We start from the raw sequence: 18,668 nt of genomic DNA, 5'->3' as shown, positions 1-18,668 counted from the left end.
AGACCTTCCTGCAAACACTTAACGCTCATCATCCTCATCTTCCAAGATGCGTCGCTCGACAGGTTTGCCTGGAGAGCTGCGCATCGCCTGACAGAGTGAAACGAACGGGTCGTCATTGCCGCGAATTGCGTTTCGCAAAAATTCTGCTGCCTGCTGTTTTTGTAAACCCGCGTCTCTTTCGTTGAATTGCCCCAATGTGGACACCTCACGTTTACACGAACTTAACATGATGATCATATTGTACTATGTTGCGGCTCCAAGTTCTATAGGAGACAACTGAGAATCTACGAATGTAATTTTTGTAGATTCGTCACTCACTTCACGTGAGACGCGCAGGGAGAATGCGACCGTATGCCAGAGTTGCTGCCGATAAACATCAATGATGCGCCGAAGCTCGTCACACGGCAAGATGAGCAATTCGAGAGCGTCTGCCCTTCGCATCTGCGCTTCAGACAGCGCGTCAAGCGGCAATAAAAGCACATCACTCGCGCGTTCTTTTGCTCGCGCCGATAACGCCCGCAAAAGAATGTTTTGCTCTCCATCGCCAAACTCCGGAGCAATCATCAACACCACACGACGTCCCTCGTGGATCGCCACAAAATAACCTTCACGCCACGCGTCGGCGTTTTGTTCAAGCAGGATACCACCGCGCTCTTCGCGATTGGATAAAAAAACATCGCGCATCACACGAACAGCGCGCGCCATATCTTGCGCAGCCCACTCCTTGATTCGCTCAAGCGTCACCTCGTAGCTCGGCACACCCGTCGTCGACTGCGCCAGCGAATCAGTGCGGGCGACATCACACTCCGGATGATCAAGCGATTCCTCAAGCATTTGTGTGCGCACGCGCCGGGTCATACGCAGGGCCGCCTCGGAGAGTTTCGCGTGAAACCAAACCGTGCGTTTAGACGCGCGCGGACATGCAGCGAGCGCATCAGGCACTGATGAAAAGAGCCACGTATAAAACACCTCGCGCAAAAGCAGGCCAGGCCCTCCCATGCGACGATCTTCTTCCTGAAACCGCACCAGACTGTCAAAAAGTGCGTCAAGCGGCGCTGTGTTTGTTTGACCGATCGCAGCAAGACGCTCCAAAAAACGCTGTGTCGCATCACGGAATATCGCTCGATTGACAAAGAGAGCTACAATTCGAACATCGGAAAAGGCAGGATCAAAGCGCTCCAACACAGCCGCGAGATCAAGAAGCGGAAGCGGCCAGTAATCCGGTTGAATGGGAAGCTGCCGCAAATCACGCAAAGCGGCAAGCCGGATGACACCATCCTCACATAGTGTCAGAGGCATTCGAAGATACGCGGGGTACTGTTTGGCATACGCGTCAATCCAGCGCTTGCACCCGCTTGGCAGTTCCCCGATCGCTGACACCCTCCGCCCCATCCAAATTCGTTGTAACAGGATTCCCGCCGTTTGTAATAGTGCATTCCACGGTTCCTCCCACACAATTCCGAACCACGAAAGCACGAACACGCCAGCCGCCAGAGACAACTCCTGCATGGCATGGTGCGTCAAAGCGTGAAAAAGCGCGGCGAGCGCCAAAAAAAACACATAGATCACACAGTTCACCCTCCTCGTACTTCACGCCGTTTCCATTTCCCCCTATCTTTCCTAAAAATAAAGCGGTCTATTCTATGAATTTGTCTCATAGATTCGATAGCACGTACAAGAAAACAATGCACATTGTGCGTGCTCTGGAGGTTTTGAATCGCGATGCTCACAAAACGAATCTCTTTGATCACAACAGCCATCCTATTCTTGGCGACATCCTTCATGATGACATCCTGGTATGCCCGAAAGATCGATCCAACCGTTGTCTCGTTCATCTCGATCCCTGCAGCACTGCGCGCCATCCTTGATTTTTCAGTTCAGGGAAGGCCGCTTGCCGCACCCGACCCGACGCACTTTCTGCTCTCGCTCGCCACGCTTTCAAATGATGAAATCACACTTGAAACCGTACCGTTTGCATCAAGTGTTTTACCGACTGCGCCAAACCGCGCGCCGCACGCAAACGCAGGTTCAACTCCTGCGAATCTATCCAGGCCCTCTATGCAGCTCCCAGCCTCCCTGCCGCTTGCGTCGCCGCTAAGGGGCGCGGTTCCAGCCCCAATTGCACTCGGATGGACACTTGGGGTCACACCAGAGACATTGCCAGGTCTGCTCGCTCAATCACCAGGGCTAACTGTGCTTGCCCCAAAGTGGTTGCACGTCTCGGGCCCATACGGTGCAGTCAGCGGAACAATCAACGAACAAGTCGTACAAATGTGTCACGCGCGAGGAATCAAAGTCTGGGCGGTCGTCGACAATGGCTTCTCTGCGTCTGAAACACATGCGTATCTCGCTTACGCTGATCGCCAAACCGCGTTGGTTCACCACCTTGTAATCCTTGCAAGGCAGTATCATCTCGATGGACTCAACCTTGATTTCGAAGGCTTAGCGAGTGCAGACCGCTGGAATTATACACACTTTGTAAAACAGCTTGCGGCAGCGCTAAAACCGTATCACATCGCGCTTTCTGTCGATCTTCCGCCAGACATCGTATACGGGCAAAACACAGGTCCCTATAATCACGCCGCATTGGCAAAAGCCGTCTCAAACATCGTTTTGATGGGATATGACCAACACTGGGGCGGCGATCCTTATGCCGGTCCGACTGCCTCGCTTCCGTGGGTATCGACAGGAGTTAAAGACATGCTTACAACGGGGGTTCCCGCACAAAAGCTGGTGCTTGGCATGCCGCTTTACACTCAGGACTGGACGCTCTCAAAACAAGGCGCAGTCCTTAACAGTCAGCCGCTCTCTCTTCAACAACTGCAAAACCTTGTCTCACAAGTCCACGCTGTTCCACACTGGGATGCGTCACTCGGGGTTCACGTGCTGAGGTATGTTGTACAGGGGACCATTCACGAAATATGGATGGAAGACGAACGCTCACTCATGCTTTTGGCAAGCCTCATCCCAAAAGATCATCTGGCAGGCGGTGCGGTATGGTATCTGGGATTGTCAAGCCCAACCCTTTGGCAAAGTCTTGTAAGTACCCTTCATACAGCAGTCGGATAAGCGAAACGTGCGGCCGATAAGCAAATGCTCATTGGCCGCACGTTTTGACTCAGTCTCTTAACTGACGAAGGACATCAAAGATCACTTCATTGTCAGGTTGTTTATCGATCGGGTGAACATCGATAAAACGCACGACACCTTCTTTGTCAATCACAAAGAGTGCGCGCTCGTTGAATCCTTCAGAGCGAAGGACGCCAAATTTTTCAGCGACTGCTCCGTGTGGATAAAAATCCGAGCAAAGCGGATAAGATATTCCGCCAATGGACTTTTGCCACGCTTCGTGGCTTGGGATACTATCGACACTGATACCCAGAACCTGGGTATTATACTCTTCAAAACGAGAGAGATCATCCTCGTATGAAGGCATTTGGGCGCCTCAGACCGGAGTCCAATCGAGGGGATAAAATGCGATGAACACATTTTTCCCGCGAAACTCTGAAAGTGTGACAGTGCGTCCGCCGTGCGCCTTAAGCGTAAAATCCGGCGCGACATCGCCAACTTTCAATGTCTTCGTTTCCGGTGCGCCCTTGGGTTGTCCGAGTCCTGCCATGAGCATGACCGCCTTTCAAGGGTAGATTTGGTACATTCCCGATTATACCAAGATTCGGCTGAACATCAATGTCGCGCGTTATGCGTCAGGTGAAAGCACAAACACTTCTGTCTCATCCCGCAGGATCGCTTGCGCCTCACGCCTAGAGATCTCGTCTGTTTCTACTGCGGCGATGAGCGCAACGCATTTTCCCAGTTGATCCGTCGTGTGCATGACAACGTCTACGTTGAGTCGATTCGCGAGCGCCCGCAGAACAAAAACAGGCGCATACGTCGTTGCCGTCGCCAGAATCTGGCGATCGGAATGCGCCCACGCTTTAAGCCCATCTGCAACAATTGTCAAAAGCGCCTCATATCCTGAAGCGAGCAACTGTTCGTCCGTCAAATCCGGTGAAATTCCGTACAGCGTGCCTGATGCACCGCAATCCGCCTCATCGATCTGCAACCGCACGTTTGCTTGAGGTTTTAACAAGGCGGCTGCCACTTCATCGCTCGACGGTTGTGTCGACATGTGCGCATAGAACCAATCGATCATGCGCTGCGCACTCTCAAAACCGTGAATAACAGGGAGAACATCCGGATATTCTGGCGTAATTGGTCTATGTGGGAAAAAGCGAATATACCCCTCTTTTTCAACAAGAAGCAAAGCGTCCGTCTGTCCGTCTTGCATCACGCCAAACTGTGTGGCCGCAAGAGCTGAAACGGTGATGCACGTGATATTTTGAAACCCTTCCAGATAGAGTGACTGTCTCACATCAAGTGAATAGGTTCTTGCGACGACTGGGACATCCAAGCGATGCTGAAACTGTTGCTTTAAAAGGGCAAACCGCGAGGCAAGCAGGTGATCTTGCATCACGCCACACACCTTAAACCCCGAAAAGTGAAACATGAGCCATGAATCAAGTCCACCCGCGACGAGCGGGAGATGTGGATAGGATGTTGCGATCGCAGAAATGCGCTCTTGTGTCATCAAAAACGCACCGTCACCGTCCATCGGCAGACGCAACACCGCAAGCGGCGTTCCTGAGCGGCGCTCCCACACGACAGCATAGCGGGGGGATGAAGAAATGGCGAACGCCACAACATCGCGTGCGTGAACCAGCGCGCGACGCAAGGCCATATTGAAGAGTGAAATCACAGCAGTCAACACATCATCTGCGCATGCTGGATTGTGGTACCCCTCTTGAAGCGAAAAAATCCGATTCACCTCTGTGAGGAGGTTCCCGTGCGGTGAGCGAAGTTCGACAGAAATTTCTTCTGCGCGCAGAAGAATCGTTGCAATGACGCGGATCGACACTGGTTACACCTTCTCATCTTGAAAACCCGACCGTTGGCGCATCATTGCGCACACCTTCACGGCTTCGCTTGTGCCACGAGGATGCGCTCTGCGATGTCCGTAGAAATGGAGATCGACTGATCGCCAATTTCCACACGCACACTCACATCGTACGGGTCAGGTTTCAACGTTTTCATGATTTGTCCCGGAACAAATCCAGTCGACTCCAAATAACGAAGCAACTCAACGTCTTCTTCTGCTTGTTCAAAAATGCGGACAACGCGTACTTTCTGCTCCGGCTCAATGCTAGAGAGAGGCCATGCCGGTTCCGTCACTCCACTTGAGCCAGGAATCAAATTTCCGTGTGGGCAGGTTTTGGGATAGCCAAGCACCTGCTCCAAACGTTCTTCAAGCAATGGAGAAATCGCGTGTTCAAGACGGCTCGCCTCAATGTGCGCCGTGCCCCAGTCAAGACCCAGGACATCGGACAGCCAACGTTCGAGTATACGGTGCCGCCTGACCATTTGTTCTGCGCGAAGCAGTCCCTTTTCTGTGAGACAAATCTCTTTTCCTTCGCGCACATACACATCCTGAGTGTCAGTTAGGCGACGGATCATCTGCGTCACCGTCGGTCTTGAAACATGTAAAAATTCAGCCAGCCGCGCCGCAATGACGACTCCGCCCTCTGCGCTCAATACATAAATCGCTTCAATATAAGTATCGGAAGTATGGTGTGTTTTCAATGCTATACCCCCGCTTTTTCCATCTTTTGTTGAGTGTACCATGGGGTTGTCCATCTCACAACGTAAAAAGCGCGATCGACAATTCTCGATCGCGCAGGCGTCACGACAAAACCATGCGCGCTTAGTCTTGCAAAAATTGCTTGAGCAGCGTTTCACAGTAATCGCTTGATGTTTGTAAGCGCAAGAGAAACCCTTGAACAATTTCTACGGGTGCACGCTCATGAAGTGTAGCCATCGGAACAAGGATCTCGTGAAAAAGTCCCTCCGCGTGCCCGACATCTGCGTCAATATGTTCCGTCAGGTATTCAAGCTGGTGCACATCCATACCGTGCCGGACACACGCTTTTACCAAGCGCCTGCAGCGATCCGTCGCATTCAACTCAAACGCGGCGAGGTATCCTGCCATACGAAACACATGCTCACGGTGAAGTGCCATACCGATCTGCAGATTGCTGCAGGCCAACGCCTCCGTGATCGGCTCCCTGAGCACCTGTGGATCTTCCCCTTGATAGGAGTGGATATATTCAGCCGTGCGCAAAAACATGGTGGTGTGAACGCGCTCCGGGTTCCCATGTCCCATCTCATCAGCAAAATTATGCGCATACTCATCTTTGATACTGCCATCTGTCCCGACCTGTGCGATTGCGATCAGATCATCAAACCGTGCGTCGACACTCCCCTCCTGATAAAAGAAGGACTTTACATCACGCAAGGACCCTGCCTCTTGCAGATAATCAAAAACAGGGTGCCTTGAAGCGACATGCTGAGCATTGAGCTGGATCAAGTAATCAACAAGCGCTTCGGGGCGCGTCGGAATCGGCGGGATATCCATCGCCAGAAGTTTGCGCTGCTCATGTTCTAATAACGCCGAAAACAGCTGTTGGCGAATGCGCAGCGCGACATGCGAGGCGCTCTGACGAGCGGCCCACGTGTAGGGCAGCGCCTGATGAACCGAGAGCAGGAGATGGAGTGTTTCGTGAAACTCACGATGCATTCGCACATCTTTTGTTTCAAGCGAGTGACTGAGCCGCCCCGCGTGACGCGACCACAACTCGACCGTGGCGGCAGGGGCGTCATCAAGCACGGCAAAACGTTGCAACTGTTCATGTAATGCATGAGGATTTGCGGCTTCAAACGTTGTCACTGCGACGCCTCCTTTACCCGTTTGCACAGGGATTGGCACATTCTACGTCGCAAGCGATTCGTCCTAGAACCGCATGTTTAAAGCTTTGTCTCACATCGTACAAACTCAGGAGTGGTCAATCTCATAGTGAATGGCGCCAGCGACCCCCGCAGTCATGCCCTTTCTCCAGGCGCGCTCAGAGAGACTCTCATAAAGCGCCATACCGAATGCGCGAAAAGCTGATTCCCAGATGTGATGCCCATGTCCTTCTCGGCCTTTGAGCAGGTCAAGATGAAGTGTGCACTGCGCCCCCTGAACAAATCCTTCAAAAAAGGCGACCAAATCCTCGCTTTGCATGCCTTCCATTTGTTCAGGAAGTTTCACCTGATTCCGATCAAATGCGAGATACGCCCTACTTTCAAATGATAACACCGCGCGTGCCAGTGCCTCATCAATGACACCATACGCCGATCCATAGCCCACAATCCCGCGCGACGCATAGCGATCAACCCACTCTTTAACCGCTTTTCCAAACGCGATGCCTGTATCTTCTGTGATGACGTGCACCAGATGATAGGCGTCTAGCTGCACATCGACTGCCATCGTCAATTCGCCGCGCCAGACGACGTGTTCCAGCATGTGATTGAAAAAAGGCAGCGTCGTATTGAGACGCTGTTTCAACGTAGCATCGCGCTCTCCGCGGCCAAAAACGACCACCATGGTAGATTCTTTTGTCTTGCGTGTGACTGTGATTCGGTTATCTGTCACTTCATTCTCCCCCTGACCGCGTTCGCGTGCGTTTCAAATCCTTCAAGCTCTGCAAAATGCGCAGCGTATGGTGCAACCTTTTGAAACCCTTCTCTCGTCACATAGCCGATGGAACTGCGCTTTAAAAAGTCGTGGAGCGAAACCGCCGAAACCGTTCTCGCCATTTGCCCTGTCGGCAAAATGGCGTTTGGACCAAGCAAAAAGTTGCATAACGTAATGGGTGTGTGTTCCCCCATGAGAATCTCTCCCGCATGTTTGATGCGCGGGAGAATCGCCCATGGATCAGAAGTGAGAATCTCCATGTGTTCAGGTGCGTAGCGATTGACAAAATCGATCGCCTCATCCTGCGAGTCACACTCGACAATTCCACCGTAGCGCCCCATGACTGTCTCGACAAAAGAGCGACGCACAGGACTCTTGATTTGCCCCATTAAATCCTGCAACTGCCCTTCCACGGCAGCGGCGACTTGAGCGTCCCACGTAACGACTAGCGCCGCACTGTCAGGGCCGTGCTCTGCCTCAATCAACACATCCATAGCGACAAGGCGCGGGTCGATCGATCCATCTGTCAAGATGATCGCCTCACTCGGTCCTGCCGGGACGCCCGGGTCAATCGCACCCATCACGAGGCGCTTGGCCGCCGTGACGTATGGGTTGCCAGGCCCGAGCACCTTTGCGCATTTTGGCACGGTTTCCGTACCGTAGGCGACCGCTGCGATGGCTTGTGCTCCACCTACCTTGTAGATCTCGCGAATGCCAAGCAGCTCAGCCGCAAACAGAATTGCCGGGTCGACCTTGCCCATCTCATTCGGTGGAGTAAGTACAACGATGCGCGAGACGCCCGCAACGACCGCTGGTGTGCCAAGCATCAAGAGAACCGAAGGAAAACTGCCCTTACCGCGCGGAACATACAGCGCCACATCAGGTATCGGCGTCACCTTTTCACCCGCCATAATCCCTTGATCCACTTCCATCATCCACATCGGTTCTGGCATTTGCGCCTCATGAAAACGGCGAATGTTGCTTGCCGCATAGCGGAGGGTTGCAGCAGTTTGTTCATCGACAAGCGAAATGGCCTCTTGAAACTCATCGTCTGTGACGCGCAGACTGCCTGGATTCAATCGCACCCCGTCAAACGCTTCCGTGTAGGCATAGAGTGCTTTATCCCCCTCTTGCCTCACCGTGTCACAAATTTCACGCGCTTTGTCCATCTGCGCAGAAATATCGCTCCCGGCGCGGCGCAAGATGCGATCTTGTTCAGATTGTGTCAGATCCCTCAAGCGATAACGTGCGATCACAAAACTCTCCCCTTCAACATGATTGCTTCCGATTTTAGAAATGCCTCCACATTCGCTTTATCACTCTACTATACTAAAGCGAACCCGAAATTGCCAATCTTTCATTCGCCATCTCCCTCATGATCGATCTGAATCGCCTTAAGCTGTTCAATAAAACGGTGCGCGATGGCATCTGGAGATTGCCTTTTCGCAGTGAGTAAATAAAGCATTCGCGGTTCTTTGAACCGATAATAGATGGCAAGATCGCGACGGTTGGCCGCGCGCGCTGAAACCACCCCAAAGCCGATGCCAGCTGCCACCATCGCAACCAACGTACTTGTATCCTCGACGTGAGCGATGACATGCAGACTGGTCGGGTCAATCCCGATTTTGCGCAGTGTCGATTCAAGTGACGTCTGTGTGCCAGACGTTCGCTCCCGCCCAATCATTGGCAGCGCCTGCAACTTTTGCTGATCAAGTCCGCAGGCAAGAGCAGAAAAAAAGTCCTCTAGCCGCTCTTTTTCAAAGGAAGCTATGTTCATGCGCGAGATGTCGCGCGGTCCGATCAAAACAAGCTCGTCTGTCCCGATCGGCATGGCCGACAGTTCCTCGTGGCTTGGCTCCGAACCAACAACCGCTAAATCGACTGAGCCTTGCAAAAGACGCTGTACAATGTGCCCGGAGGAAGCTACGGTCACATTCAACTCGACATGTGGATAGTTCATGCGAAATTCGTAAAGCACCTGCGGCAAGAGATAGGTTCCCGGAATTGTGCTGGCACCTACGCGCAGTCTTCCGCGCACAACATCCTGCATGCACTGGCAGTACTCGACAAGTCCTTGATACTCATGAAGAAGCCGTTTCCCTGTCTGATAAGCCTTGACCCCCGCCTCCGTCAGTTGAACACTCGCTGCGTCACGCAAAAAAAACGTGACACCAAGCTCATCTTCGAGTGATTTGATCTGCTTGCTTATCGCTGGTTGTGTCAATCTAAGCGCGTTTGCCGCATCCGAAAAACTTCGTCGATCCGCAACTTCGATGAGTGCGTGAAAACGGCGCAGGTTCATGTTTATCCCATCCATTCTATTCAAAGCGATAAACGATACGCGGAAATTGGTGTGTCCCTATGCTATCATGACGAGATAGAAAAGTCAGGAAGGATACAACCTGTTTGAATGGGAGGGGCAAAACGATGAATAAACGCATCGCACTGATCACTGGCGCCAGCTCAGGGATCGGCGCCGCCACCGCGCGGCAATTGGCAGATCTTGGTTTTGATCTTATACTTGGCGCACGTCGCGAGGACCGTTTGCATGATATCGCTGAGGATACAAAAAGGCGTGGGGCACGCGTCTTTTCTCGCACGCTTGATGTCACCGATCTAAAGAGTGTGACGACCTTTATCAAAGAGGCGCACGACGCCTTTGGCTCCATCGACGTCCTTGTCAACAACGCCGGACTCGCGCGCGGCGTCACGAGGATTGCCGAACAGACAAGCGATGAAGAGTGGCAAGAGATGCTAGACACAAACGTTATGGGTCTTTTGCGCGTGACACGACTTGTCGTACCGATCATGATCGAACAAGGATATGGCCACGTAGTTAACCTGGGTTCAACTGCAGGACATGACGCGTATGCCGGGGGCTCGGTCTATTGCGCCACCAAGTTTGGCGTGCGTGCCATCACAAGTGCGCTGCGCCAAGAACTTCTGGGGCATCCAATCCGCGTCACATCCGTGGATCCAGGCATGGTTGAAACGGATTTTAGCATGGTTCGATATTCAGGGAACAAAGACAAAGCGGATGCGGTGTATGCTGGCGTCACGCCGCTGACCGCAGAAGACGTGGCAGACGTGATCGCGTTTGCCGTCACGCGCAAATCCCATGTGGATCTCGATACAATTGTCATGCGTCCAGTGCAACAAGGTCCCTACGGCCAAATCGCCCGAAAGTAAATTAATTACTCGATAAATCGTCATCCAAAATGCGGCACGTAAAGGGAACCCTTTTGTGCCGCATTTTGCATACATTGCATACCTGAAAATTTTCTACGATTGCTATGGCGTCATGCCCGCTCCGAACCCTTTTAAAAATTGCAGAAGGATTCGCAGCCCACTGCTGATCTCAGGGTCTTTTAGCGCCTTGAGAAGATCGAAGACACCCATGCCAGTCCTTGACGGTTCGCTTGCTTCAGTCGCCTCTTTTACACCACGCGCCATACCGCGAAGAAGCGTAGACAGTGACTCACTGTCAAATTGACCAATCCCGCCGGCGAGCGCAAACACGTTTTTGATCCCCCCGGTATATTCTGGCTTCGCCACCTGATTCACGATGACCGTCATGACTGGATCGAGTTGTTCAAAGAGTGCCGTAAGCATTTGCAAGACCTCACGCTCATTTAAAACTTGCAAGAGCGCGATAGCGTGTTTTAATGTGTCGCGCTGACTGACGAGCAGATCCATCATCTCTTGCGCCGTCTGTCTCGCTACGGATGAAGCTTCGTCCTCGATTGCGACGCGCGTGCGAATGGACTGAGCCAAATAGTTTCCTCCTTATGCAAATTCTCAGTTTCAACGCGCAGACTCTTCCACAATTTGCTCATAGTCTTTGCGCTTCCACTTTTCATCAACCAACACACCGTGTTGCGAGTTTGGATGACCCAGCCGGAAATTGCCGCGAACGATTGGCGATTCTCCAAATTCTTCAAGAACCTCAAGCTTGACCGATATTTCTTTGTACGCAGGCGTGTGCGTGATTGCATCGTGGTAACTGCTTGTCAGATAATTGACTGCCTCTTCATCGTTTGGCGTATTCATCGGAAGATAAAGCTCGTTTCCGGTCACCCGATCTGTGACGACCGCCCTTACCTTCACCTTGCCGTATGGCGATGTAAGAAGGACAAGCGCGCCTGTCTTCACTCCACGTGCCTCTGCCAATTCCTTCGATACTTCCACATACGTCACAGGAACCTTTTGCTCAATGCCAGGTACGCGATAGGTCATGTTACCCTCGTGAAAATGCTCGAGCATGCGGCCATTGTTGAGGTGCAAGTCATACTCAGCGTCAAGCTCCAGTGGTTTTGTCCACTCCACAGGATAGAGTTGCGCTTTGCCATCCGGCTGTGCAAACCGTTCAAGATAAAGCACAGGTGTATCCATTCCATCCTCTTGCACAGGCCACTGCAGACTTTTAAACCCTTCTAATCGCTCGTACGTCACACCTGCATAAAGTGGTATAAGTGACGCCGCCTCGCGCATGATCTCTTCCGGGTGCCGATAGGTCCAGTTTGCGCCGAGGCGATTCGCGAGTTGCATAATGATTTTCCAATCCGGCTGTGAGTCTGCAAGGGGCGGAAAAACCTCATAGAGTCGCTGAATGCGCCGTTCGGTGTTCGTAAATGTCCCCTCTTTTTCCAGACTCGGCGAGGCAGGCAAAACCACGTCTGCAAACTCTGCCGTTTTCGAGAAAAATACATCTTGCACAACAAAAAAATCCAGTTTTGCAAACGCCGCCTGCACATGATTGGCGTTTGCGTCCACAAGCGCCATGTCCTCGCCAAAAATGTACATCGCCTTGAGTTTTCCTTCGTGGATTTTTTCCACCATCTGATGATTGTCAAGCCCCGCAGACTGAGGAAGCGGCGTTCCCCACACCTTTTCAAAGCGCTCCCGAACCTTTGCGTCGCTCACCGGTTGATAGCCGGGAAGAAGTCCAGGGGCTGCCCCAAAATCTCCCGCACCCTGTACATTGTTGTGCCCGCGAAGCGGATAGGCGCCTGTCCCTTTACGCCCCACATTTCCAGTCACCGTTAGCAGATTGCAAATCGCCGTGCTCGTGTCGCTCCCGCCCATATGCTGCGTCACGCCCATCGCCCACAAGATGCACACGCGTTTCGCCTCGTGAATCATCGTCGCGACGCTTTTAAGCGTCTCGCGTGACAGGCCTGTTTTTTCAACCGCGTCTTCCAAAGTAAAATGGGCGAGACTCTCGGCATACGCCACAAACCCATTCGCGCGCGTCTGCAAAAACGCGTTGTCCTGCCAGCCTTGATCAATGATGTATTTTGTCACGGCAGAGAGCCAGATCAAATCCGTACCAGGGCGTGGATGGATAAAGAGATCTGCACGTTCTGCCAGATCATGCTTTCGCAAATCAGCGACGAGCAACTTTAGCGTGCCTCGTTTGTGCGCGCGCCGTACGCGTGTTGAGAGTACCGGGTGCGATTCGGCCGGGTTTGCGCCAATGACGATCACCAGATCGGCGTTTGCAATATCCTCAATGCCACCCGTGTCACCACCGAGGCCAAACGTACGCTTGAGCCCTTCTGTCGCAGGTGTCTGGCAATAGCGCGAACAGTTGTCAATGTTGTTTGTCCCCATCACCGCGCGCGCCAATTTTTGCATCAGGTAATTCTCTTCATTCGTGCATTTTGAAGACGAGATATACCCGATCGCGTCTGGGCCGTGGTTCGTCTTGATCTCCCGCATGCGCGACGCGACAAGATCTAAGGCCTCATCCCACTCTGCCTCATAAAAAGAATCTCCGCGCCGAATCAAAGGTTTGCGCAACCTTTCTCGATCATTGACAAAATCCCAGCCAAACTTCCCTTTGACACATGTGGAGATGCCGTTTGCCGGTGCATCCGTATTCGGTTCGACTTTTAGAATGTGGCGATCCTTTGTCCAGATTTCAAAACTGCACCCCACGCCACAATAGGTGCAGACCGTCTTGGTTCTTTTGATGCGCGACTTGCGCATCGCGGCTTCTACCTCGGAGACGGCAAAAATGGGACCGTAGCCGGGCTCCGCAACTTTTGTGAATTCAATCATCGTCTCCAATAACTCTTCGCGAATCCCCGTAAGAAACCCGGCTTCACCTAGCATGGATTGTTCCATCAGCGCATTGCAGGGACACACAGTGACGCAGTGACCACATGAGACGCACGAAGACTCTTGAATGGGAACATCCTGATCCCAGATGACGCGCGGTCGCTCGCGTGACCAATCGATTGAGAGGACCTCGCTCACCTGAAGGTTTTGGCAAGCCTCTACACACCGCCCGCAAAGAATACACTGGTCAGGATCGTAGCGATAAAACGGATTGGAAAAGTCCTTTTCGTAGGGTTTTGTCGAGAAGGGGTATTTTTGATGTTCGATCTGAAGGAGTTCCGCCGTGTTGTGAACAACGCAGTTGCCATTGTTGTTGTCACACACGGTGCAATACAGTTCGTGATTGTGAAGAATTCGATCCATGGCCTCGATGCGGGCGGCTTGTACCCGCGCCGAGGCGTAATCGATCGACAATCCTTCACGAAGCGGTGTCGAACATGCGCGCACAAGTGCGCCATCCACTTCCACGATACACGTATCACACGTTTCGATCGCTCCAAGTGTGGGATGATAACAGACGTGAGGTATTTCTATGCCGCGCGCAAGCGCGTCTGTGAGAATGGTTTTTTTTGCTTCAACACGTATATTTGCACCGCTTTGTTCCGATGAACCCTGCTCAAAAAGGGTCGCCATTCGCGTTCCTCCCACCTTCTACACATTGCTCTGTGTAGTGTCTCAAAGTGGTGGAAGAGTTATCCGTGCGACAAATTTTCCGTCTACCAGGGAATGGTCTCACCGTTAAAAATGAGTGTCCCCACAATCTCTGCGCGCAGTGAGTGCGACACCGAACAGTATTTTTCCTGCGAAAGCTTCACAGCGCGCAATACTTTGTTAACATCGACATCCGGCGCGTCGACAATATACGTCATAGAAATCTTCGTAAAGTATTCCGGCGGCTCTGCGGCGCGCTCCCCATCTGCCGTGATCTCGATACGCTGCGGTGTGATTCGCATGCGTTCAAGAATCAGACTCACGTCGATTCCCGTGCATCCACAAAGTCCCATAAGCACAAGCTCCATGGGACGGGGACCCGCATCTTCACCGCCAGCATCCGGCTTCGCGTCAATCACAACCGTCTGTCCATTCGCCGCAACCGCTTCAAATCTGCGTTTCCCTCGCCACGAAACACTCGTCTTCACGTCACTCGCTCCTTGTCACAGTCTTATCTCAAAATAACAGCGCAGCCGATTGGTTTTCTGCAGACGGTGGCGCGAAAGCGCCACTTTACCGTCACTTCAAGCTTTAAAAGAGATCCATGCTCAAATAGCGCTCGCCCGTATCTGGACACAGCGCGACGATGCGGGCACCTGCGCCAAGCTCTTTTGCAACGATCGCCGCCGTATGCACCACGGCACCGCCCGACACGCCAAGCAGCAGCGCCTCTTCACGTGCGAGCCGCCGCGTCATTTCAATCGCATCCTCGTCCGACGCCTGAACGATGCGGTCATAAATTGATGTGTTTAAGATAGAAGGTATGAATCCAGGACTCGTACCCACAATTTTATGCGGCCCCGGTTCTCCGCCCGACAGTACTGGCGATCCTTTTGGCTCGACAACAATCACTTGAACGTGCGGCAATACCGCTTTGAGCGTCTCGCCAATCCCCGTCACCGTTCCGCCCGTTCCCGCCGAGCAGACAAACGCGTCGATGCGCTGATCCATTTGTTCGAGCAGTTCAGGAGCTGTCGTCAAGCGATGCGCCTGCGGGTTTGAAGGATTGTCGAACTGCCGCAAAACGATGGCGTCTGCACCGCGCTCTCGGCAGATTTCTTCTGCACGCGCGACTGCGCCGCCCATGCGCAAATGGCCTGGCGTGAGTTCAACCTCCGCTCCATACGCCTTTAAAATCGCGATGCGCTCTCGTGTCATCGTGTCTGGCATCACAAGTACCGCGCGGTATCCACAGGCTGCCGCAACCATCGCGATGCCAATTCCCGTATTGCCGCTCGTCGGTTCGACGATGGTCATTCCTGGCCGCAGGCGTCCTGCGCGCTCTGCCGCGCGAATCATCTCAAGCGCTGGCCGATCTTTCACACTGCCGCCTGGATTGTGTCGCTCAAGTTTGGCAAACACCGTCCCTGCGGTCTCTGGAATGACATTGCGCAGACGCAAAAGTGGCGTATTCCCGATCAATTCGGTGATTGAATCGACAACCCTCATGTCTATAACCTCACAATCCTGTCACTTGAAAATCGTTTAGCGCGGCGTTTCCAGTCGCGCGCGCTCCGCTTCAAACCCCGGTTTGCCAAGAAGCGCAAACATGTTTTTCTTGTACGCCTCAACCCCCGGCTGGTCAAACGGATTGACCCCCAGGAGATAGCCGCTGATCGCACACGACAGCTCAAAAAAGTAAAACAGATAACCAAGGCTCTGCTCACTCATGTCGTCCAGTTCAAAGAGCACCTGCGGGACGCGACCATCCTCATGCGCGAGCATCGTCGCGCGCAAGGCGGTGTCATTGACATGTTGTACGCTTTGTAAAGCCAGATAGTTTAGCCCATCAGCGTTTCCTTCCAACTCAGGGATCGTCAGGGCATGGCGCGGCTTTTTTACGCGAACGACGGATTCAAAGAGAATGCGTGCGCCCTCTTGGACATACTGCCCCATGGAGTGGAGATCCGTCGAAAAATCGAGCGACGCAGGAAACAGACCGCGTCCGTCTTTGCCCTCACTCTCGCCAAAAAGCTGTTTCCACCATTCCGCGATATAGTGCATCCCTGGTTCGTAGGAAACAAACGCCTCGATGGCACAGCCCTTGCGCAGAAGAATGTTGCGCAGCGCCGCGTATGCGTACGCGTCGTTTTTAAGTACATCCACATCCACCAGTTCTTGTTTTGCGCGGCGCGCACCCGCCAGAAGCGCGTCAATGTCAACGCCAGCCACTGCGAGCGGGAATAGTCCCACAGGCGTAAGCACCGAGTAGCGTCCACCGACATCATCTGGAATCACAAACGTGGTGTACGACGCAGCGCGCGACATGGCTACGAGCGCGCCATTGGCGCGATCCGTTGTCGCGACAATCCGCGTCGCCGCCTCCTCTTTACCGTACCGCTTCTCCATGTACGCTTGCAAAAATCGAAAAGCAAGCGCCGGTTCCGTTGTCGTTCCCGATTTTGAAATCACGTTGACCGCCACATCATAGCGATCAAGTTCCGCCAAGAGTTCTGTGAGGTACGTTGCACTCATGTTGTGACCCGCATACACCACGCGCAGTGCAGGTTCCGCAAGTTCGGGGAGCGCCGGCCCCAAAAACGAAAGCGCGGCGCGCGTACCAAGATAAGATCCGCCAATGCCGATAACGACGAGCACGTTCGACTTTTGCGCAATCTCGTTCGCCTTCTTTTTTAGCGCGGCAATCATTTCCGCCGACTGCTCAGGCAAATCGATCCATCCTAAAAAATCGCTTCCCACCCCCGTCTTCTCCACCATCAGTTGATGGGCGGCACGGACAAATGGCTGCATGTTCTGAAGTTCCTGATCACTGACAAACGGATGCGCGCGATGGCTAAGCCGTAAACGCATCGTCACCCCTCCTAAAAAATCGATGTCATGATTCGATCTGCGCCTTAAGCACGTTTTTCATCTGTTCGACGGCAAACGCATGCGCGTGAGATGTAAGATCCGCCATGCCATCAGGCACTGCGTGAACGGCAAACCGCCGATAGTACGCGCCAGATGCGGTGGCATAACAACAAATCGAAGTGCACACACCTGCAACAACAACATCCGTCACGCCGTGACTGCGCAGCAGCAGTTCGAGATCTGTCGCAAAAAATGCGTCATACGTCGTCTTTTCAAGCAGAACCACGCGCTCTCCCCGGTGTAACTCGTAAAAGGATTGCAGCGGTCCGTAGAGTTGCGCGCCTTTTGTCCCCCGCACGCAGTGCACGGGCCACAGCGCAAACTCTTGATCATCCGGTGCGTGCGCGTCACAGGCAAACACAATAAGCTCTTGTTTTGCGTATGCGTCTTCAAGGCGCGGGAGCAACTGCAAGACTGCTGCTTGTCCAGGGGCGCCACACGTCAGTGCCCCATCCTCTGCGACAAAATCCTCCACCATATCGACGACAAGCCACGCGCGCTTCACCGTGCGACATCCTCTTTCAGGCGGACATTCGCGGTACCTTTGATGGCGATGTCCTGATGGTTTGTCTTGACGGAAACCGCAATCGTCGCGATTTTCCCGTCATCCGACGCGACGATGTTTGTCACCGTCCCCTCACATGTCACAAGGTCGCCAAGATGTACCATGCCCCGAAAGCGCACCGTAAAATCGACCAGCTCCCCGGCGTCTCCGAATGCCTGGGTCAGCATGCTTCCGGCATACGCCATGGAGAGCATGCCGTGCGCGATGACCCCATTCAGTCCTGCGGCATTGGCCGCTTTCTCATCCAGATGAATCGGGTTAAAATCGCCCGAAATCTGCGCATAGCGCGTGAGCATATCCGCCTGAATTGGGCCGCGCTCAAGGCGGGGCAGCGAATCACCGATCTGATAGGCTAGACTCACTGCGCTTCCCCCTCCTCCGGCTTGAGCTGCGTACGGCGAAAAACGACCATGCGCGCTGTGATCATACGCTCCGCATCGCTGTCGACATACTGCTCGTAGACATAAAACGTCATGCGCATGCCCCGCATGACACGCGTGGATGTGTCTGCGAGATGTTGTGAACAGTAGTAGGTCTCGCCAACGCGAAGCGGACGATGGTAGGTAAATGACTGTTCAGCGTGAATGAGGCCGTCTGGCGAAAAAGATTCATCGCCTGGCATCCCGTATGTGAATGTTGTGGCAAACGTCGGTGGCACGGATCGCTGAACTTGCGCATCAAGAAACGCCTCAATCTCAACGTCACGCCCTGACTCCATTTCACCGATGGCCAACAAAAAGGCTGTGAGCGCCTCGATGGTCACCTGTTGCTTGATGGCGTACGCTCTCGCCTCTTCAATTGAATGACTCATGAAGACCTCCCGCAAAG

The 18,668-nt window shown here is 53.2% G+C and carries 19 protein-coding genes; 2 read left to right on the top strand and 17 right to left on the bottom strand.

Going from position 1 to position 18,668, the window contains the following annotated elements:
• Window positions 1-18: 18 nt before the first annotated feature.
• Both ATW55_RS16275 and ATW55_RS06350 read right to left on the bottom strand, forming a co-directional pair.
• Entirely contained in the window at window positions 19-195 is a 177-nt protein-coding gene (locus tag ATW55_RS16275) for a hypothetical protein (protein WP_160327176.1), read from the bottom strand.
• Between the two features lie 48 nt (window positions 196-243).
• A complete protein-coding gene (locus ATW55_RS06350; protein WP_067714299.1) occupies window positions 244-1,569 on the bottom strand; it encodes a hypothetical protein in 1,326 nt (441 codons plus the stop codon).
• Between the two features lie 153 nt (window positions 1,570-1,722).
• Here ATW55_RS06350 and ATW55_RS06345 point away from each other — a divergent pair, with 153 nt between their 5' ends.
• Window positions 1,723-3,069 carry a glycosyl hydrolase family 18 protein gene (locus tag ATW55_RS06345; RefSeq protein ID WP_067714295.1) on the top strand — a complete coding sequence of 449 codons (1,347 nt, stop codon included), beginning with the start codon at window positions 1,723-1,725 and terminating at the stop codon, window positions 3,067-3,069.
• A 49-nt stretch (window positions 3,070-3,118) separates the two neighbouring features.
• Here the strand turns inward: ATW55_RS06345 and ATW55_RS16730 are convergent, their stop codons facing one another.
• The 7 genes from ATW55_RS16730 to ATW55_RS06305 form a co-directional block, all read right to left on the bottom strand.
• Complete coding sequence (locus tag ATW55_RS16730) at window positions 3,119-3,619, bottom strand: redoxin domain-containing protein (protein WP_235587027.1); 501 nt, start codon at window positions 3,617-3,619, stop codon at window positions 3,119-3,121.
• 78 nt (window positions 3,620-3,697) lie between these two features.
• Window positions 3,698-4,915: a hypothetical protein gene (locus ATW55_RS06330; RefSeq protein WP_067714289.1), complete on the bottom strand. Its 1,218-nt coding sequence runs from the start codon at window positions 4,913-4,915 to the stop codon at window positions 3,698-3,700.
• A gap of 56 nt (window positions 4,916-4,971) precedes the next feature.
• Entirely contained in the window at window positions 4,972-5,637 is a 666-nt protein-coding gene (locus ATW55_RS06325; protein ID WP_067714286.1) for a metal-dependent transcriptional regulator, read from the bottom strand.
• A 121-nt stretch (window positions 5,638-5,758) separates the two neighbouring features.
• The gene (locus tag ATW55_RS06320) at window positions 5,759-6,781 is read right to left on the bottom strand and encodes an iron-containing redox enzyme family protein (protein ID WP_067714283.1); all 1,023 of its coding nucleotides are present in this window, start codon (window positions 6,779-6,781) and stop codon (window positions 5,759-5,761) included.
• Between the two features lie 105 nt (window positions 6,782-6,886).
• Window positions 6,887-7,528, bottom strand: coding sequence for an imidazoleglycerol-phosphate dehydratase (locus tag ATW55_RS06315; RefSeq protein WP_067714279.1), 642 nt, complete (start codon window positions 7,526-7,528; stop codon window positions 6,887-6,889).
• Window positions 7,525-8,826, bottom strand: a complete 1,302-nt coding sequence (gene hisD, locus ATW55_RS06310) for a histidinol dehydrogenase (protein WP_067714276.1) — start codon at window positions 8,824-8,826, stop codon at window positions 7,525-7,527. The genes ATW55_RS06315 and hisD overlap by 4 nt, the downstream gene beginning before the upstream one ends.
• Before the next feature lie 101 nt (window positions 8,827-8,927).
• Window positions 8,928-9,872, bottom strand: a complete 945-nt coding sequence (locus ATW55_RS06305; RefSeq protein WP_067714273.1) for a selenium metabolism-associated LysR family transcriptional regulator — start codon at window positions 9,870-9,872, stop codon at window positions 8,928-8,930.
• Between the two features lie 125 nt (window positions 9,873-9,997).
• Between ATW55_RS06305 and ATW55_RS06300 the strand changes: the two genes are divergently transcribed.
• Complete coding sequence (locus ATW55_RS06300; protein ID WP_067714269.1) at window positions 9,998-10,759, top strand: SDR family NAD(P)-dependent oxidoreductase; 762 nt, start codon at window positions 9,998-10,000, stop codon at window positions 10,757-10,759.
• Between the two features lie 102 nt (window positions 10,760-10,861).
• Here the strand turns inward: ATW55_RS06300 and ATW55_RS06295 are convergent, their stop codons facing one another.
• The 8 genes from ATW55_RS06295 to ATW55_RS06260 form a co-directional block, all read right to left on the bottom strand.
• Window positions 10,862-11,344, bottom strand: a complete 483-nt coding sequence (locus ATW55_RS06295) for a DUF1641 domain-containing protein (RefSeq protein WP_067714266.1) — start codon at window positions 11,342-11,344, stop codon at window positions 10,862-10,864.
• 30 nt (window positions 11,345-11,374) lie between these two features.
• On the bottom strand, window positions 11,375-14,326 hold the full coding sequence (fdhF, locus tag ATW55_RS06290; protein ID WP_067714263.1) for a formate dehydrogenase subunit alpha: 2,952 nt from the start codon (window positions 14,324-14,326) through the stop codon (window positions 11,375-11,377).
• Between the two features lie 83 nt (window positions 14,327-14,409).
• Window positions 14,410-14,832 (bottom strand): OsmC family protein, encoded by a 423-nt coding sequence (locus ATW55_RS06285; RefSeq protein WP_067714260.1) that lies wholly within the window; start codon window positions 14,830-14,832, stop codon window positions 14,410-14,412.
• A 103-nt stretch (window positions 14,833-14,935) separates the two neighbouring features.
• Entirely contained in the window at window positions 14,936-15,853 is a 918-nt protein-coding gene (gene cysK, locus ATW55_RS06280) for a cysteine synthase A (protein ID WP_067714257.1), read from the bottom strand.
• A gap of 36 nt (window positions 15,854-15,889) precedes the next feature.
• Window positions 15,890-17,215 carry a glucose-6-phosphate isomerase gene (locus tag ATW55_RS06275; RefSeq protein WP_067714254.1) on the bottom strand — a complete coding sequence of 442 codons (1,326 nt, stop codon included), beginning with the start codon at window positions 17,213-17,215 and terminating at the stop codon, window positions 15,890-15,892.
• A 25-nt stretch (window positions 17,216-17,240) separates the two neighbouring features.
• Complete coding sequence (locus tag ATW55_RS06270; RefSeq protein ID WP_067714251.1) at window positions 17,241-17,780, bottom strand: cysteine hydrolase family protein; 540 nt, start codon at window positions 17,778-17,780, stop codon at window positions 17,241-17,243.
• Complete coding sequence (locus ATW55_RS06265; protein ID WP_067714247.1) at window positions 17,777-18,202, bottom strand: MaoC/PaaZ C-terminal domain-containing protein; 426 nt, start codon at window positions 18,200-18,202, stop codon at window positions 17,777-17,779. The genes ATW55_RS06270 and ATW55_RS06265 overlap by 4 nt, the downstream gene beginning before the upstream one ends.
• On the bottom strand, window positions 18,199-18,651 hold the full coding sequence (locus ATW55_RS06260) for an FAS1-like dehydratase domain-containing protein (protein WP_067714244.1): 453 nt from the start codon (window positions 18,649-18,651) through the stop codon (window positions 18,199-18,201). Before ATW55_RS06260 ends, ATW55_RS06265 begins: the two co-directional genes overlap by 4 nt.
• Window positions 18,652-18,668 lie beyond the last annotated feature (17 nt).

Origin of the sequence: Ferroacidibacillus organovorans (assembly GCF_001516615.1) — a bacterium.
GTDB classification, from domain to species: Bacteria; Bacillota; Bacilli; order Alicyclobacillales; family SLC66; genus Ferroacidibacillus; species Ferroacidibacillus ferrooxidans_B.
This window is presented reverse-complemented; position numbering and strand designations above follow the sequence as displayed.